The sequence below is a fragment of the Modestobacter caceresii genome (assembly GCF_000761485.1).
In the GTDB taxonomy this organism is placed as follows: Bacteria; Actinomycetota; Actinomycetes; order Mycobacteriales; family Geodermatophilaceae; genus Modestobacter; species Modestobacter caceresii.
The window spans coordinates 1-15,770 of sequence record NZ_JPMX01000042.1 but is presented as its reverse complement, the minus strand read 5'-3'; the positions used below and the strand labels follow the sequence as shown (position 1 = coordinate 15,770).

The following is a 15,770-nucleotide window of genomic DNA, read 5'->3' as shown; positions in this document are numbered from 1 at the left end:
ATCGGCCGCGCTACCGGCCGATCATGCACGTGAGCAGGGCGGACGCCGGGTGACCAGGAGCAGGACGGCCACGCCACGCCGGCGGCGCCGACCGGGCGGGCTCAGGAGCTGGTGGCCTCCGCGGTCCACCGGTCGTCGACCTCGGGCCAGGCGTACCACCGGAGCCGCTGGAATCCCGGGGCGCCGAGGACCTCGGCGCGCAGCGCGGCACGGGCACGGAGCGCCGCCACGGCCTCGACCGAGTACCGCCGCCACATCCGCTGCGGCTCGCGGGCCAGCCGCACCAGCCAGTTCAGCTTCAGCGGATAGGCCCAGGCGGGGTAGTAGCCGGCCTGCTGCACCTGGTCGAGGAAGCCGCCGCAGGTGAGCACCAGCCCCCGCGGCAGGTGTCGGGCGACGTCCAGGACGAACTGCTCCTGCAGGGGGGCACCGAGCCCGGCCAGCACCACGGTGGGCCGGGTGCGGGCCAGCCAGACGTCCAGCTCCTCCGGGGAGGGCCGGCCGGCGTAGCCGTCGCGGACGGAGACCAGCTCGCCGTCCGGCGGGAGCAGAGCGGCCACCGCGCGCCGGAGGCTCGCCACGTCCTCCGGTCGCCCGCCGACGACGGCGACCCGGGGCGCCCGGAGCCGGCCCAGCAGCTCCGGGAGGACGAGATCGGCGCTGGTGCGGGGCACCAGTCCCCCGCCCAGCAGGCTGCGCAGGAAGAGCCCGTCGACGCCGAGGTAGGTGAGGCGCCCCAGCAGCTCGGGTGCCGCGTGCAGCAGCTCCAGGGCGCTGTGGTGGTTCACCCAGGAGACGGTGACCACCGGCTGGCCGGTGTCGTGCAACCGGGCGAGATGGCCGGCCACCTCAGCGACCGGGTCGGCCTGCGGAGCCGACGCGGGCCGGCTGACCGGCTCGGCCCGGCGGAGGGCTCGTTCGGTGCTGAAGTCGACGATCGAGCCGAGTGGTGATGTGTCCGGGGTGCGCACGCGCTGTCCTCGCCTCGTCCGATCCTGTTGTGCACAGCCATCTCATCCCGCGAGGGGGCCCCGGTGCTCCTGCGCAGGCCGGTACGTCACCCGGGAGGGGGGGCTGGCAGCAGCCGGCCCACCCTCCCGGGTGACGAGGACCCGGTCGGGTCAGATCGGGCGCTTGGCCGGCCAGACGATCTCGTCGTCGGCGACCGCGCCGTCCAGCCGCTGGAAGTACTCGCCACCCGCCGGCAGGACCCCCTGCTCGGCCAGGGACGTGGCGACGATGCGAGCCAGTTCGATCGCCCCCCGAGCCTGGAAGTGGGTGTCGTCGGCGCGGCCGTCCGGGTAGTTCGGGTACTCACCCGGCTCGACGTGGAGGAAGTAGTCCTTCGTCCCCTCCGGCCCCAGCTCGTTCCACAGGTCGGTGCTCATGGCGGTCAGGTCGACCACCGCGACGCCCTGCTCGGCGGCCAGCGCTCGCATCGCGGCCGGGTACTCACCGTGGGTGCTCTTGGCGACCCCGTCCTCGGTGAACCGGCGACGCTCCACCGAGGTCACCAGCACCGGGGTGGCACCGGCGGCCCGGGCACCGTCGACGTACTTCTGCAGGTACTCCTGGTACGTGCCGTACGGGTCGGTGTACCGGCTCGGGTCGTCGGCCTTCTGGTCGTTGTGCCCGAAGGAGATGAGCAGGAAGTCACCCGGCTGGATCTCCGCCAGCGTCCGGTCGAACAGGCCGCTGTCGTAGTAGTCCTTGGAGCTGGCCCCGGACTTGGCGTAGTCGACCACCGTGGCGTTCTCGGTGGTGAACAGCCCCAGCGCCTGGCCCCAGCCGGTCCGCGGGCCCTCGTTGGCCTGGTAGACCGACGCGGTCGAGTCACCGATCACGAAGACGCTGAGCGGGCGGGTCTCCCCGTTGCCCTCGGTAACCGTCGCGCTCGCCGTCGCCGCCGCGGACTCGTTGCCCGTGACGTCGACCGCGGTGACCCGGTACCAACCGGTCGAGCCGACCGGGACGGTGTTGTCCAGGTAGGTCGAGGCGGTGATCGGGGCGCTGGTGAGCCGGGCGTAGGTGCCGGTCTCGGTCAGCGCGCGGTAGACCACGTACCCGGCGGCGTCGGGCTCGGCGTTGTCGGCCCAGTCCAGCGTCACCGCACCCGGTGCCACCGTGGCGGCGAGCCCGGCCGGCGCGGCCGGCGCGGTGGTGTCCGACGGCGGCGGCTCGACCTCACCGGTGGGGTTCCAGCCGTCCTTGCCGGCCAGGTAGTCCCACTTGGTGTACTGCTCGGCCCCGGCGGCCGTCAGCTGCGGACGGTTCTCGTTGACCCCGGCACCCGGGCCGGTGTTCTGGAACTCGGAGAACCGGGCCTCGGTCCAGGAGAACCCGCTCATGTCCGTCCACGGCGCGGACTTGATCGCCGCGGGCAGCTCGGTGTCGCGGATGACGACCTGGGCGATGGCGTTCACGTCACCGCTGGGGTGCCACGGGCGGCCCAGGTGGAAGGTGCCCGCCGGGGCGTCGCTCTGCACGGTGCTGTCGGTGATCAGGATCCCGTACGGGAGGCTGATGTCGATGCTGCCGGCCGTGATGTAGCCGTTGTTGGAGCTGCTGCCCCGGGTGGACGCGAAGATCGTGCTCCGGTCGAACACCGCGGTGCCCCGGCCGAAGATGAAGTCCACGTCGCCCTCGACGTAGCTGTCCACGAAGTACGACCGCGCCTGCACGCCGGTGCCGGGCGAGTCGACCATCAGGGTGTCCTGGTCGCCCAGGAACCGGACGTTGTCGAAGACCAGCCGGTCACCCTGGGTCTTCAGCGCCAGCGCCTGCTTCGCCGAGAGGTCGGAGGACTCCTCGTCGAAGTCGTTGGCGAAGGTGAGGTCCCGGACCGTGACGTCGCTGCCCTTGATCAGCACCGTGGCGCTGCCGGAGGAGCCGTAGGTGCCGGAGCCGTCGGGCTTGGGTGTCCCGGCCGCGTGGGCCTCCACGATGACCACGTCGGCGGCGTCGCCGGTGGTGCCGATCAGCGTCACGTGGTTGCGCGACATCGTGACGACCCCGCGGTACTCACCCGGGGTCACCGCGATGACGACCGGGTCGGCCGCGGTGCCCGCGCCGGCTGCGTCCACCGCGGCCTGCACGGTGGTGAAGTCACCCGAGCCGTCCTGGGCGACCAGCAGGTCGTGGTCGGGCAGCGGCGTGCCCACGGTGGTCAGCGTGGCCGGCGCCGAGGCGGCCGACACGTTGCCGGTGGTGTCCACCGCGGTGACCAGGTAGCTGTACTCGACACCCGGGGAGACGGCGGTGTCTTGGTAGCCGGCCTCCGTGAGCAGCTCGGTGGTCAGCTGGTTGGCCGCGGTGGCCTCGACCGTGCTGCCGGTGGCCCGGTAGACGTGGTAGCCGGCCAGGTCGGCCTCGCCGTTCGCCGTCCAGGTCACGGCCACACCGGCGCCGTCCGCGGCGGCGGTGAGGCCGGCCGGTGCCGCCGGGGCGGTGATGTCGCCGGCCGCCGGCTCCTCGGAGCCGATCGGGTTCCAGCTGTCGCTGCCGGCCAGGTAGTCCCACTTGGTGTACTCGGTGGCCTCGGCGGTGGTCAGCTGCGGCCGGTTGGCGTTCACCGTCGCACCGGCACCGGTGTTGGCGTACTCGGCGAAACGACCGTCGGTCCACAGGTTCGGGGACATGTCGGCCCACGGCTGGCTGGTCCGGATCGCGGCGGGCAGCTCGGTCTCGCGGATGGTGACCTGACCACGCGAGTTCGGCATCTCGACGCCGTTCTTCGTGTAGTCGTCGCTCCAGCCGCGCCACGGGCGACCCAGCGAGAAGGTCTCCGCCGGGGCGTCGCTGGTCACCGTGCTGTTGGTGATCAGGATCCCGTACCGGTTGTCGTCCGCGGTGCTCGCGGCGGTGAGGTAGCCGTTGTTGGAGCTGCTGCCCCGGCTCAGCGCGTGGATCGTGCTCCGGTCGAACACCGCGGTGCCCCGGCCGAACACGAAGTCGACGTCGCCCTCGATGTAGCTGTCCACGAAGTAGGACCGGGCGACCTTGTTGGCGTCGCCCGAGTTGACCAGCAGGGTGTCCTGGTTGCCCAGCACGCGCACACCGTCGAAGACCAGCCGGTCACCGGTGGTGTTCAGCGCGACCGCCTGCTTGTCGTTGAACGTCGCCGCCGCCTCGTCGAAGGCGTTCTCGATCGTCAGGTCGCTGACCGTGACGTCGTTGCCCTTGACCAGCACGCTCTGGCTGTTGCCGGTGCCGTACGCCGAGCCGGTGGCCGGGTTGGTGGTGCCGGCGGCGTTGTCGTAGCTGAGCACGACGTCGGTGGCCGTCCCGGTGGTGCCGAGCAGCGAGACGTTGCTGTCGGTGATGCTGACCAGCTCGCGGTAGGTGCCCGGCTTGATCGCGATGACGACCGGGTCGCCCGCCGTGCCGGCGCCGGCGGCGTCGACGGCGGCCTGCACGGTGGTGAAGTCACCCGAGCCGTCCTGCGCGACCAGCAGGTCGTGCACCGGCAGCACCTCGCCGGTCGGGGTGGCCGAGACGGTCGCCGAGGCGGCCGACGCGTTGCCCGCACCGTCGACGGCGGTGAGCACGTAGGCGTACCCGGTCCCGCTGACCACTGCGCGGTCGGTGTAGTAGGAGCCGGTGAGCAGCTCGGTGTTCACCTTGTTCTCCGCCGTGACCTCGACCGTGGTGCCTGCGGCCCGGTAGAGGTCGTAGCCGGCGAGGTCGCTGTCGGCGTTCGCCGTCCAGGTCAGCTCGACCTGGGCGTTCCCGGCGGTGGCCGTGAGGCCGGCCGGCGCTCCCGGGGCGGTGGTGTCGGCCGGCTCGGTGGGCAGCTGCTGCCCGACCGGGGCCCAGCCGTCGGTGCCGGCGAGGTAGGCGGCCTTGGTGTACTGCGCGGCCTGCTCGTCGGTCAGCTGCGGGCGGTTGGCGTTGACCGTCGCGCCCGGGCCGGTGTTCTGGTACTCGGAGAAGCGACCCGACGTCCACGGGGTGGTGGCGTTCCAGTCCTTCCAGGGCTGGGTGGTGTTGATCGCCGCACCCAGCTCGGTGCCGCGGATCGTCACCTGGGCCTGGGAGGTGGCACTGGCCGGGTAGGGGCGGCCCAGGTAGATCGAACCGGCTGCCCCGTCGGTGACGATCTCGCTGTCGGTGACCAGGAAGCCGTAGGGGTGCGCGGAGCTGATCGACGAGTCGGTGATCGCCGCGTTGGGCTGGTCGAGCACGTGGATCGTGCTGTCCTCGAAGACGGCGACGGCGCGGCCCAGGACGATGTCCTGCCCACCCTCGACGTAGGCGTTCGAGAAGAAGAGCCGGCTGTAGGTGGTGGTGTTCGCCGTCTGCAGCTGCAGGGTCTGCTTGTTGCCGAGGAAGGCGACGTTGTCGAAGACGTCGCGGTCACCGGAGTTGACCTTCAGCGCGGTGGCCTGGGCGCCGGCGACGCCGGTGCCGTTGGTGTTCACCACGGTCAGGTTCAGCAGCGACCACTCGTGGCCGGACAGCGAGACGGTCGGGTTCACCGCGTCGGCGGCGGTGAGCACGGTGTCGGCGGGGTCGGTGGTGGCACCCATGACCGTGACGCCGTACCGGTTGCCCGAGGTGACCAGGCCCTCGTAGGTGCCCGGCTGGACCAGGACCAGCTTCGGGTCGGCCCGGTGGTCGGCGTTGTTCGGCACCAGGTCCACGCCGGCCTGCACCGTCGTGGCGTCGGCGGAGCCGTCGGAGGCGACGACCACGTCGGCGTCCACCGGGGTGGCGACGGCGGCAGCCGAGGGGGCCGAGGTGTTGTCCGCGGTGTCGGTCGCGGTGACCGTGTAGGAGTACCGGGTCCCGACCGTGGCGGTGGAGTCGGTGAACGAGGTGCCCTCGACCAGCGCGTCGGTCAGCTCGACCGGCTCGCCGCCGGCCTCGGTGCGCTGGACGGAGTGGCCCGCGAGGTCGTCCTCGGCGCCGGCTGCCCAGCTGACCGTCACCGAGCTGTCGCCCAGCACGGTGCTGACCTCGGCCGGGGCTGCCGGGGCGGTGGTGTCGACCGGCGTGGCGGCCGTCGCCTGCCGGGCGCCCAGGCTGCGGGTCAGTGCGAGGTCGCCCGCGCCGCCCCAGTACGTGCTGGCGCCGTCCTGGACGAACCACTGCCCGGTCTCCGGGCGGAACACCGCCATGTCGCTGCTGCCGTCGCCGTCGTAGTCCGCCGGCACTGCCACGTCACCCGCGCCGCCCCAGTACGTGCTGGCACCGCCCTCGACGAACCACTGCCCGGTCGACGGACGGAACACCGCGACCTCGGCCGCACCGTCACCGTCGTAGTCCGCCGGCACGGCCACGTCCCCGGCCTCGCCCCACCACGAGGTGGCGCCGCCCTGGACGAACCACTGGCCGGTCGACGGGCGGAACACCGCGACGTCGGTCGTGCCGTCGCCGTCGTAGTCCGCGGAGACGTCGACGTCACCCTCGCCGCCCCACCAGGTGGCGTCCTGCCCCTGGACCAGGAAGCGGCCCTCGGCGGGCCGGAAGACGCCGAGGTCGCTGGCGCCGTCCCCGTCGAAGTCGGCCACGGCGGTCGAGCCGGTGGCGGCGGCGGCGCTGGGCACACCGACGACGACGCTGCCGAGCAGGGCGGCGGCGACCAGGGTGGCACCGCCGGCACGGGACGCGAGTGCGGGCGGACGGGAGGTGCGAGACACAGACGAGCTCTTCTCTGCAGGGGCCGAGGAGACAGGCTCCGAGGACGGCGACACGCCGATCCGCACACCAGCGGGCGCTCGGGGGGTCGCGGCGGAACGCTACGGTCCCCATTGCGCACAAGGCAACGCAGAGTCAGCATCGCCACCGCCCTGATCCGGGTTTCACCTGTTCGGGTGCATGGCCACTCGCCACCGCGCTGCCGCTCGACTACGTACAGTGAGCAATTTTCCGGTCAATGGAACGACGCGGTCGGGCGGCGCGGGCTCGGTCAGGCCGCCGCGGCGCCCAGCTGCAACGAGCGGCGGTACAGGCTCCACCAGATGGTCCCGGAGACCAGACCGGCCGCCACGTACCCGACCGCGACGCCCTGGACGCCCGCCAGCGCGGCGCCGGTCCAGGCCAGGACCAGCAGTGCGGGCGCGGACATCAGCTGGGCGGCCAGGCTCCGGCCCGAGTCGACCAGGCCGTGCAGCCCGGTGGCCGCCCCCGACTGGACCCCGATGGCCACCAGCCAGAGCCCCAGCACGGCCACGATCCCCCGGACCTCCGGCCACTCCGGCCCGAGCACCGCGCTCACCGCACCGGTGGGCAGCAGGAGCAGCACGCTCGTCCAGAGCACCGCGACGCCGGCCAGCGTCGCGCCGACGGTGACCGACCAGCGCAGGTGCTGCCCCGCGCCCCGGCCGCGCAGCTGCACGCTGCGCACGGTGGCGATCGTGTACGCCCCCTGGAACAGCACGTTCACCGGACTGAGCGCGGTCAACGCCAGCCGGAGCGCGCCGGCCAGCGCCAGGCCGAACTGCGCCGCGAGCCCGTAGACGAGCACCTGGTAGGCGCCGAACCCGGTGAGCGACTCGAGGCAGTAGCGCCGGATCAGCTGGGAGTTCTCCCGCAGGAACCGCCAGCCCAGGACGACGTCCGGGCGGACCCGGTCGAGCAGCACCGCCAGCGGCAGCGACGCCGCCCCGGCGACCCCCCAGGCCAGCAGCAGCGACGCGGCGCTCACCCGGTCGGTGACCAGCGGCAGGGCGAACGCGGGCACGAGCAGCACCACCCAGACGCCGTCCAGCGCCGACGCCGCCCCGGCCCGCCCGGCGCCCAGGAGGCAGTACCGCCAGGCGTCCTGCACCAGCAGCCCGGGCAGCGTCAGTGCGAGCACGACCAGGGCCGGCCCGACGCGGCCACCGATCGCCAGCCCGACCCCCGCCACCAGCACCGCGGCCAGGCACCCGCCCGCCGCCGCCAGCCCGGTGACCGCCCGGGTCAGGACCGGCCAGTCGCCGGCCGGGGCGCCGGCGTGCCGCACCAGCAGGGTCTCCCCGCAGGCCGCGCGCACCAGCCCCAGCATGATCAGGTAGGTGGCCACGGCGACGGCGAACGCGCCCAGCTCGGCGGGGGCCAGCTCCCGGGCGGCGACCAGGGACAGGGCGAAGTTGGTGACGCTGGAGAGGCCCTGGTCGAGCAGGGTGAACAGCCGCTGGCGTCCCGGGCGCACCTCCTCGCCCGGGATCGCCTGATCAGCCGACACGGACACCGGACGCGGTGCCCACCGGCACCGCCACGTCGTCGGGCGGCTCGGCGTCGTCGGGCGGCTCGGGGTCGTCGGACCGGAGCAGCCCGAGTGCCAGCACCAGCGCGAGCGGGACGAAGTGCCCCACGTCGACGTCCTCGGCCACCGACCAGACCGCGGTGAAGACGACCAGTGCCAGCGCCGCCGCCTCCGCGCGCCGCCAGGCGACCCAGCCGGCCACGACCAGCGCGGCCAGGAAGAGCAGCAGGGCGACCGCGCCGCCGCGGTACAGCAGCCCCAGGTAGCTGCTGTGACTGCCCAGGCTGGCCACCAGCCCGGGCACCCGCTCCTTGACCCCGGAGCCCAGCAGCGGGGTGGGCGAGGCGAGCACCCGGTCCAGCGTGATCGCGTAGATCTCGCCGCGCGTCTCGGCCGACCCGGCCCGGGTGCCGTTCAGCGACGCGATCAACGCGGGGACCGGCAGCACCGCCAGGACCGCGACGCCGCCGGCGACCGACAGCGAGACCAGCGCGGCGAAGCCGGGGGCGCCCAGTCGGCGCCGCAACAGCACCGCCCCGGCCGCGACGAGGGCGACCAGCAGGGCGAGCACGGTGTTGCGCGAGTACGACAGCACCAGCGACGGCAGCAAGACGACGACGCCCGCGCCCGTGAGCGCCCAGCCCCGCACCCCGGGGCGCCGCCGGCCGAACGGGTCCACCAGCAGCAGCAGGATCCCCAGCGCGGCGAGTGCGCCGCCCCACGTCGGGTTGCCGAGGATGCCGCCGCTGCGGATGACCGGCATCGCGAAGTAGTCGGGGAAGGCCAGGTGGGTGACCGCGAAGGCGGTGATGCTGGGATCGGCCAGCACCGAGCCGGGCAGCAGCCGCCCGAGCGGCAGCACCAGGTCCTGTGCCCGCGGGTAGACCAGCAGCGCGAGCAGGGTCAGCGCGGCCTGGACCAGGGCCAGCCCCACCAGGCCCGCGGCGGCCTCGGCGAGCTGCCGCCGGGACGGCCGGGCGGCGACGAGCAGCACCAGGCAGACCCAGACGAGGAGGTTGAGCACAGCGCCCAGCACCCGTCCGGCCGGAGGGCCCTGGACGAGCGCGAGCAACAGGCTCAGCCCGAGGAAGCCGGCCACCCCGGTCAGCAGCAGCGGCGGCCGGTGATCGGCACGGGCGCGCAGCACCAGCCGGACCAGCAGCCACGGCCACCACAGGAAGCCGGCGCCGGCGAGCCAGAGGACGGCGTAGCCCAGCACGAACCGGCGGGACAGCGCCGGGGAGGTCACCGGCGGATCTCCGCCCAGACCAGCGGGCTGACCCACCGCAGCGGCGTCCACCGGCGGAGCGCGAGACCGGCCCGCTGGGCGCGGCCGCTCGCCGTCCAGCCGTGCTTGCGGTGCAGCCGGGTGTGACTGGCCTCGTACCAGGCGTCGGTGGTCGGGCTGCGGGTCCAGCGCTCGGCGTGCACCACCGGGGAGTCCGGCGCGACCAGGCACAGCCGCCAACCGGCCGCGACCGCCCGCACCGACCAGTCGATGTCCTCGGCGTACAGGCGGAACCGGCGGTCCAGCGGCCCCACCGACGTCCAGGCCGCGCGGCGCACCGCCACGCACGTCCACGGCAGGTACTCGCCGTCCTGCAGCAGCCGGACCGGGGCACTGGCGGCTCCGGCGTTGCGCTCGCGCCAGGCGGCCGAGCGGCGGAGGACCCGCCGCTGCCACTCCAGCAGCCGGCCCTGACGCAGGCCGGCGGCACGCAGGAACTCCAGCACCGGACGGGGCAGCCGGCCCGAGCTGAACACCGGCTCGCCGTCGTGCCCGGTCAGCAGCGGCCCGGCGGCCGCCACCTCCGGGTGCTGGTCCAGCGCGGCCACCAGCCTGTCGACGACGGCCGGCTCGAGCTCCAGGTCGAAGTTGACGCTCAGCAGGACGTCGACCGGCGCCGCCGCCAGCAGCGCGTCGACGCCCCGGTCCACGTTCACGGCGAAGCCCGCGGGCTCGTCGTTGACCAGCGTGACCGCGGCCGCGGGGAGGCGGGAGTAGCGCCCGGGCCCCGGGTCGTTGACCACCAGCACCAGCGGCAGTTCCCGGGCGAGCCGGAACAGCCACCCCGGCACCTCCGGGTCGCCGTGCAGCACGCACACCACACCGACCCGGCCGGTCGCCGCGCCCGGCACGGCCGTGCTCTCCGTGCCCGTCACTGTCGCCTCCGCGCCCACGTCCGTGCGCCGTTCGCGACTTCTCGCAAGCGGCTGGTTACGCTACGTCGGCTCGGCGCCACCGAGGGCACGGTACAGGTGCGGACGTCGCCACCGGGACACCGTCGATGTGATGAGGCACCTCCATGACCTTCCGCGAGATCTCCCGCGCGCTCCGCCGCGGTGCACTGCCCATCGCGCTGTGCGTCGTCCTCGGCGTCGCCCTGGCCCTGGCCTGGTCGCTGTTCCGCACCCCGGTGTACGTCGCCGAGTCGCAGCTGTTCCTGGGTGCGTCCGAGGAGGCCGACGAGGGCGTGGTGACCCGGCAGGACACCGCCTACCTGCAGCAGCGGATGCAGTCCTACGCGGCCGTGCTGGGCAGCCCGCTGCTCGGTGAACGGGTCGCCGACCGCCTCGACCTCGAGCTGACCGGCGCCGAGGTGGCCGGGGAGATGACGGTCGAGGTGCCCCCGGAGACGGTGCTGCTCACCGTGCGCGTGGGCGACCCCTCGCCCGAGCGCGCCCAGGAGATCGCCAACGCCGTCGGGGAGACGTTCTCCGAGCTGCTGGCGGAGCTGGAGGACGCGCCGGGCTCCACCGTCGACACCGTGCAGGTCAGCACCATCCGGCCGGCGGCGCTGCCGACCACCCCCGCCGCGCCGACCACCGCGGTGCTGCTCGCCGTCGGCGCCCTGCTCGGGCTGGCCGTCGGCATCGCCGTCGCCTTCCTGCGCGAGTCGCTGGACGACACCGTCCGGGACGTCGACGAGCTGTCCGCCGCCGGCATCCCCGTCATCGGCGTCGTCCCGCTGCGCGACCGGCGGCACCGGGACCCGGCCGAGGGGATGGCCCCCGACCGCGGCGAGGCGCTGCGCCGGATCCGCGCCCACCTCGGGGACCGTCCGGGCCGCCGCACCCCGGCACCCCGCACCGTCACCGTGCTCGGTCCGACCGCGCGCGCCGACAGCGCCGCCCTGGGTTGGGACCTGGCGGGCGTCTTCGCCGCAGCCCGGTTGCGCACGGTGCTGGTCGAGGCCGACCTGTGGGCGCCCCGGGCGGCCGGGCTGCTGGGCCTGCCCGAGCAGACCCCCGGGCTGGCCGAGGTGCTGGCCGGGCGTCTCCCGCTCCAGGAGGCGCTGCGGCCGGGCCCGCACGGCCTGCGGGTGCTGCCGGCCGGCCGGGCGCCGGAGGCGGGGGGCGAGGACCTGCTCGACGGCCCCCGGATGGCCGAGGTCCTGGCCAGGGTCTCCGGCGACGCCGACGTCACCATCGTCGTGCCCCCGCCCCTCGACCGGCGTTCGGGGGCTGCGTCGCTGACCACGCTCAGCGACGGGGTCGTGCTGGCCGTCCGGGCCGGGGGCACGACGCGGCGCGAGCTGCACGACGTCACCTCCCTCCTCGACACCCTCGGTGCGCCGCTGGTCGGCGCCGTCCTGGAGTCCTCCGACCGCCCGGCCCGGCGGCCGCTCCCCCACCGGGTCAGCTGACCGCCGCCACCTCGACCCGGCCGCGGCCGGCACGCTTGGCCGCGTACAGCGCCGCGTCGGCGGCCGCGTAGAGCTCCTCCAGCCTGGTGGCGTGCGTCGGGGCGTGGGCCACGCCCAGGCTCACCGAGATCGCCAGCAGGCTCCCGTCGGGCAGCGCCAGGGGCGCAGCCCGGACCGCGTCGAGCACCTCGGTGGCCCGGGCGGCGGCCACGTCCGCCGGGCAGTCGGGCAGCAGGACGGCGAGCTCGTCACCGCCCATCCGGCTGAGCACGGCGTCCCCGGCGCGGACCACCGAGCGCAGCACCGCGGCGATGTGCACCAGGGCGTCGTCGCCGACCGGGTGGCCGTGCTCGTCGTTGATCGTCTTGAACGAGTCGACGTCCACGAGGACCAGTGAGGTGCCCCGCGGCGCGACCGGAGCGGCCAGCGCGGTGCCCAGCGCCGTGTCGAGCACCCGCCGGTTGACCAGCCCGGTGAGAGAGTCGGTGGCGGCCTGCTGCTGCAGCTGGGCGACCAGCCGGGTCTGGGTGTCCCCGGCGCGCACCAGCATCGTCGCCATGACCACGAGCACGGCGCCGAAGAAGCTCAGGTCGCTGACCGCGTGGCCGGCCGGCTGCAGGTGGAACAGCACCACGGCGTCCCCGGCGAGCGCGACGGCGGTCACCAGCACCACCGCGGTGTGCCGGAGGTGGACGCCGGCCCAGAGCACCGGGAAGGCGAGGAACGCCTGGCCGGCGGCGGAGGGGTCGCGGGTGATCCAGTTCATCCCGCAGCACAGCACGACGCCGACGAGCGCGGTCAGCACGTACCCGCCGCGGGCGTCGACCCGGGCGGGGTCGGCGAGCCGGTAGACCACGGCCAGGACCGCGAGCAGTGCGGCACACAGCCAGGAGGCGACGACGCCCCCGGTCGTCACCGCGTTGGGCCCGAACAGCGAGAAGACCAGCAACGTCACCGCACAGACCAGCAGCACCGGGACCGCGGTCCGCGCTGCCGTCCGAGGGTCGCGCGCCCTCATCCGCTCGTTGATCTGCACCCTCCGGTGATCGGCAGCCAGGGAGGCCGACTGCCTCCCACGGTCCCCCGGCCGCCCCGTACGGGTGAGTCCCCGCCCGCTGCAGGGCACCGACGGCGACGGGCCCCCCACCGGAGTGGAGGGCCCGTCGTCGTCGTGCGGTGGTCCGTGCCTCAGCTCGGGACGGTCACCCGAGCCGGTGCACCCGCGGTCACCGCAGCCAGGTGCCCAGCACCTGCCGCAGCCACGAGGCCAGCTTCTGCGCCAGGGTGCCGCGGTCGACCGGCTGCGCCCGGTCGGTCACCTGCACCTCGACCGTCGCGGTCGAGCCGGAGGTGACGCCGGTGGCCGTGACCTCGACCGTGCCGGTGTCCACGGAGCCCGGCACCCGCACCTGGACCGTCGCGGCGCCCTCGGCGTCGGTCGTGACCCGGCCCAGCCGCCGGCCGTCCACGGTCACCTCGACCCGCTCGGCGGGGCCGAAGCCGCTCACCGAGAAGGTCACCAGGTCGCCGCGGGCGAAGGTCGACGGCGAGACCGCCACCTCGGCCGCCGGCTGCTGCGGCTGCTCGGAGGCGTCCCCGACGGTGACCCGTCCGGTGAACTCCTCGGGGCTGAGCGGGGAGAACTCCTCCAGGTAGCCCTGGAAGGCGTCGAAGTCGATCAGACCGGTCTGCTCCGTGGTGCCCTCGGCGAAGGTGGTGAAGTTGTCGCCGCCGGAGGCCAGGAAGCTGTTGGTCGCCACCCGGTAGGTGGCGTTGGTGTCGATCGGCTCCCCCGAGATCCGGATGCTGTCGACGATGATCCGCTCGCCGGGGGCCGCCTCCGGGTCGTAGGACCAGGTGAGCTCCTCCGAGGTGCCCAGGGCCAGGAACGGCCGCGAGCTGCCCTCGGGCTGCCACTGCTGCTCCAGCACCTGCACCAGCTGCGCCCCGGTCAGCGAGACGACGACCAGGTCGTTGGCGAACGGGGTGACCTCGTTGGCCTCGGCCAGCGTGATCTCACCGTCCTCCCCGTAGAGCAGGTCGGCCCGCAGGCCGCCGGGGTTGACCAGGCCGAGGTCGGCCGGCTCGATGGCGCTGTCCGCGGCGCCGTACACGTAGCTGTCCGCCACCAGGCCGCCGAGGGCCGAGTAGGACCCGCGGTCCTCGATCTGCTCCCCCGCCGGGCCGGTGGTGAAGGCCCGGGTGATGTCGGCCGTGACCGACCCGACGACCACGCTGCCGAGCTCGTCGGCAGCTGCCTGGGCGGCCGCGACGGTCTCGGCGACCTCGGCGACGCGCGGGTAGGCGACGACCAGCTCCTCCTCGGGCACCTCGGTCAGCGCCAGGTTCTCCACCGTGGAGGTGGTGACCTCACCGGTCGACTCGTCGTAGCTGAGCACGATCCGGCCGAGGTCCGCGGCGTAGGAACCCGTCTGGATCACCGGCCGGGTCTCGTCGGTGCCCGGGACCGGCGCTTGCCAGGCGTAGGTCTGGTGCGTGTGCCCGGTGAAGATCGCGTCCACGTCGGCGTCCACGCCGTTGACGATCGCGGCGAAGGCGGTGTCCGCGGCGAGCTCGGCCTCCAGCGTGCTGGTGGCCTCGCCCTCCGGTGCACCCTCGTGGGCGACCAGGACGATGACCTCCGCCTCGTCCCCGACGCCGTCGGTGAGCTCGTCGGTCACCCGGTTCGCGGCCTCCACCGGGTCCCCGAACGTGATGCCCTCGATGCCGGCCGGGGAGACCAGCGAGCTCGTCTCCTGGGTGACGACGCCGATGACGCCGACGGTGACGCCGGCGGCCTCCAGCAGCGCGTACTCCGGCAGCACCGGGTCACCGTCGGTGCCGTAGACGTTGGCGCCCAGGTAGTCGAAGTCGGCCAGGCCGCTCTCGCCGTCGACCCCGACCCGGCCGGTCAGGTCGGCGAAGCCGCGGTCGAACTCGTGGTTGCCCACGGCCGAGGCGTCCAGCCCCAGCTCGTTGAGCACCTCGATCGTCGGTGCGTCCTGCTGGCTGGCGGAGACGAACGGCGAGGCGCCGATGTTGTCCCCGGCCGACAGCAGCACGGTCGCGTCGACGTCGTCCCGGGCCCGCTGCTCCTCGACGGTGCCCGCCAGGGCGACCGCGTCGTCCAGCCGGCCGTGGAAGTCGTTGATCCCGAGCAGCTGCAGCTCGGTGGTGCCGTCGTCGCTGACGGGCGACTCCACCGCCAGGGCAGGGGACGCGCCGAGCAGGGCACCCCCCACGGTGACGGCGGTGACGACAGCGACCCTGCGGGCCGTCATCGAGTGGGCAAAGGGCACGTGTGGCCTCCGGGTGCGACGGGTCGGTACGACGCCGAGGACTGTCACTCATTCGTGTGAACGCGACGTGTCGACATGAAAGCAGTCAGTCGTCGATACGGACAGGTCCTGTTCACCTCCGTCTGCTCCGGACGGCTCGCCCCCGCGGCCGGCCGGCCGGCTCAGTCGCCGCGGAGCAGGTCGGCGACCGCCCGGGTGACCACCCGGGCGGCGCCGTGGGCCGCGATCGCCGGCCCCGTCGCCCGCTCGGCATCGACCGACATGCCCAGCGCGACCAGGACCGCGTCGGGCCGCGCCGCACGGAGCCCGTCGAGCCACGCGATCTGCCAGGGGCTGCGGTAGGCGTCCCGGACGGCGACCACCAACGGCCGTCCGTCCGCCGCGGCGGCGACCTCCTCCGCGGTGACCCCGCCCTCGGTCACCGTCTGCACCGCGGCCAGCAGGCCGGCCTCGGCCAGCGGCTGGGCCAGGCTCCAGGCGGCGTCCCCGACGGCCAGGTTGGTCTCGGCGCGCAGCTCGGCGACGACCGCCGGCCCGGTCAGCGGCGCGACGTCCCGCGGCCGGAGGGCGGCCCGGGCAGCGGCCCGCCCGGTGTCCGGGTCGGTCGCCGGGGGCGCGGGGCGCTCGGCGTCG

General features: G+C 74.3%; 9 protein-coding genes. 1 reads left to right on the top strand and 8 read right to left on the bottom strand.

Going from position 1 to position 15,770, the window contains the following annotated elements; translation table 11 throughout:
* Positions 1 to 101 precede the first annotated feature (101 nt).
* From IN07_RS10330 to IN07_RS10305, 5 genes are all read right to left on the bottom strand, one after another.
* Positions 102 to 971, bottom strand: a complete 870-nt coding sequence (locus tag IN07_RS10330) for a WecB/TagA/CpsF family glycosyltransferase (protein ID WP_052091113.1) — start codon at positions 969 to 971, stop codon at positions 102 to 104.
* Positions 972 to 1,121: 150 nt separating this feature from the next.
* The gene (locus IN07_RS25730) at positions 1,122 to 6,641 is read right to left on the bottom strand and encodes a pectinesterase family protein (RefSeq protein ID WP_052091112.1); all 5,520 of its coding nucleotides are present in this window, start codon (positions 6,639 to 6,641) and stop codon (positions 1,122 to 1,124) included.
* A 269-nt stretch (positions 6,642 to 6,910) separates the two neighbouring features.
* On the bottom strand, positions 6,911 to 8,137 hold the full coding sequence (locus IN07_RS10315; protein WP_156119123.1) for an MATE family efflux transporter: 1,227 nt from the start codon (positions 8,135 to 8,137) through the stop codon (positions 6,911 to 6,913).
* Positions 8,138 to 8,159: 22 nt separating this feature from the next.
* Positions 8,160 to 9,440 (bottom strand): O-antigen ligase family protein, encoded by a 1,281-nt coding sequence (locus IN07_RS10310; protein ID WP_036335628.1) that lies wholly within the window; start codon positions 9,438 to 9,440, stop codon positions 8,160 to 8,162.
* The gene (locus tag IN07_RS10305) at positions 9,437 to 10,354 is read right to left on the bottom strand and encodes a glycosyltransferase family 2 protein (RefSeq protein WP_036335627.1); all 918 of its coding nucleotides are present in this window, start codon (positions 10,352 to 10,354) and stop codon (positions 9,437 to 9,439) included. Before IN07_RS10305 ends, IN07_RS10310 begins: the two co-directional genes overlap by 4 nt.
* A 143-nt stretch (positions 10,355 to 10,497) precedes the next feature.
* Between IN07_RS10305 and IN07_RS10300 the strand changes: the two genes are divergently transcribed.
* Positions 10,498 to 11,838 carry a Wzz/FepE/Etk N-terminal domain-containing protein gene (locus tag IN07_RS10300; protein ID WP_036335625.1) on the top strand — a complete coding sequence of 447 codons (1,341 nt, stop codon included), beginning with the start codon at positions 10,498 to 10,500 and terminating at the stop codon, positions 11,836 to 11,838.
* On the opposite strand, the gene IN07_RS10295 is transcribed toward IN07_RS10300, so the two are convergent.
* The 3 genes from IN07_RS10295 to IN07_RS25725 all read right to left on the bottom strand — a co-directional run.
* Positions 11,831 to 12,856: a GGDEF domain-containing protein gene (locus IN07_RS10295; protein WP_231558095.1), complete on the bottom strand. Its 1,026-nt coding sequence runs from the start codon at positions 12,854 to 12,856 to the stop codon at positions 11,831 to 11,833. The two genes, IN07_RS10300 and IN07_RS10295, sit on opposite strands and share 8 nt — an antisense overlap.
* A 208-nt stretch (positions 12,857 to 13,064) precedes the next feature.
* Positions 13,065 to 15,119 carry a bifunctional metallophosphatase/5'-nucleotidase gene (locus IN07_RS10290; RefSeq protein ID WP_052091110.1) on the bottom strand — a complete coding sequence of 685 codons (2,055 nt, stop codon included), beginning with the start codon at positions 15,117 to 15,119 and terminating at the stop codon, positions 13,065 to 13,067.
* 179 nt (positions 15,120 to 15,298) lie between these two features.
* Positions 15,299 to 15,770, bottom strand: a 472-nt coding sequence (locus tag IN07_RS25725; RefSeq protein WP_231558094.1) for a hypothetical protein, incomplete at its 5' end; no start/stop codon positions are given.

Coding starts and splice junctions, on each gene's coding strand:
- IN07_RS10300 (WP_036335625.1), top strand. CDS start 10,498: ATGACCTTCCGCGAGATCTCCCGCGCGCTCCGCCGCGGTGCACTGCCC.
- IN07_RS10295 (WP_231558095.1), bottom strand. CDS start 12,856: ATGAGGGCGCGCGACCCTCGGACGGCAGCGCGGACCGCGGTCCCGGTG.
- IN07_RS10290 (WP_052091110.1), bottom strand. CDS start 15,119: ATGACGGCCCGCAGGGTCGCTGTCGTCACCGCCGTCACCGTGGGGGGT.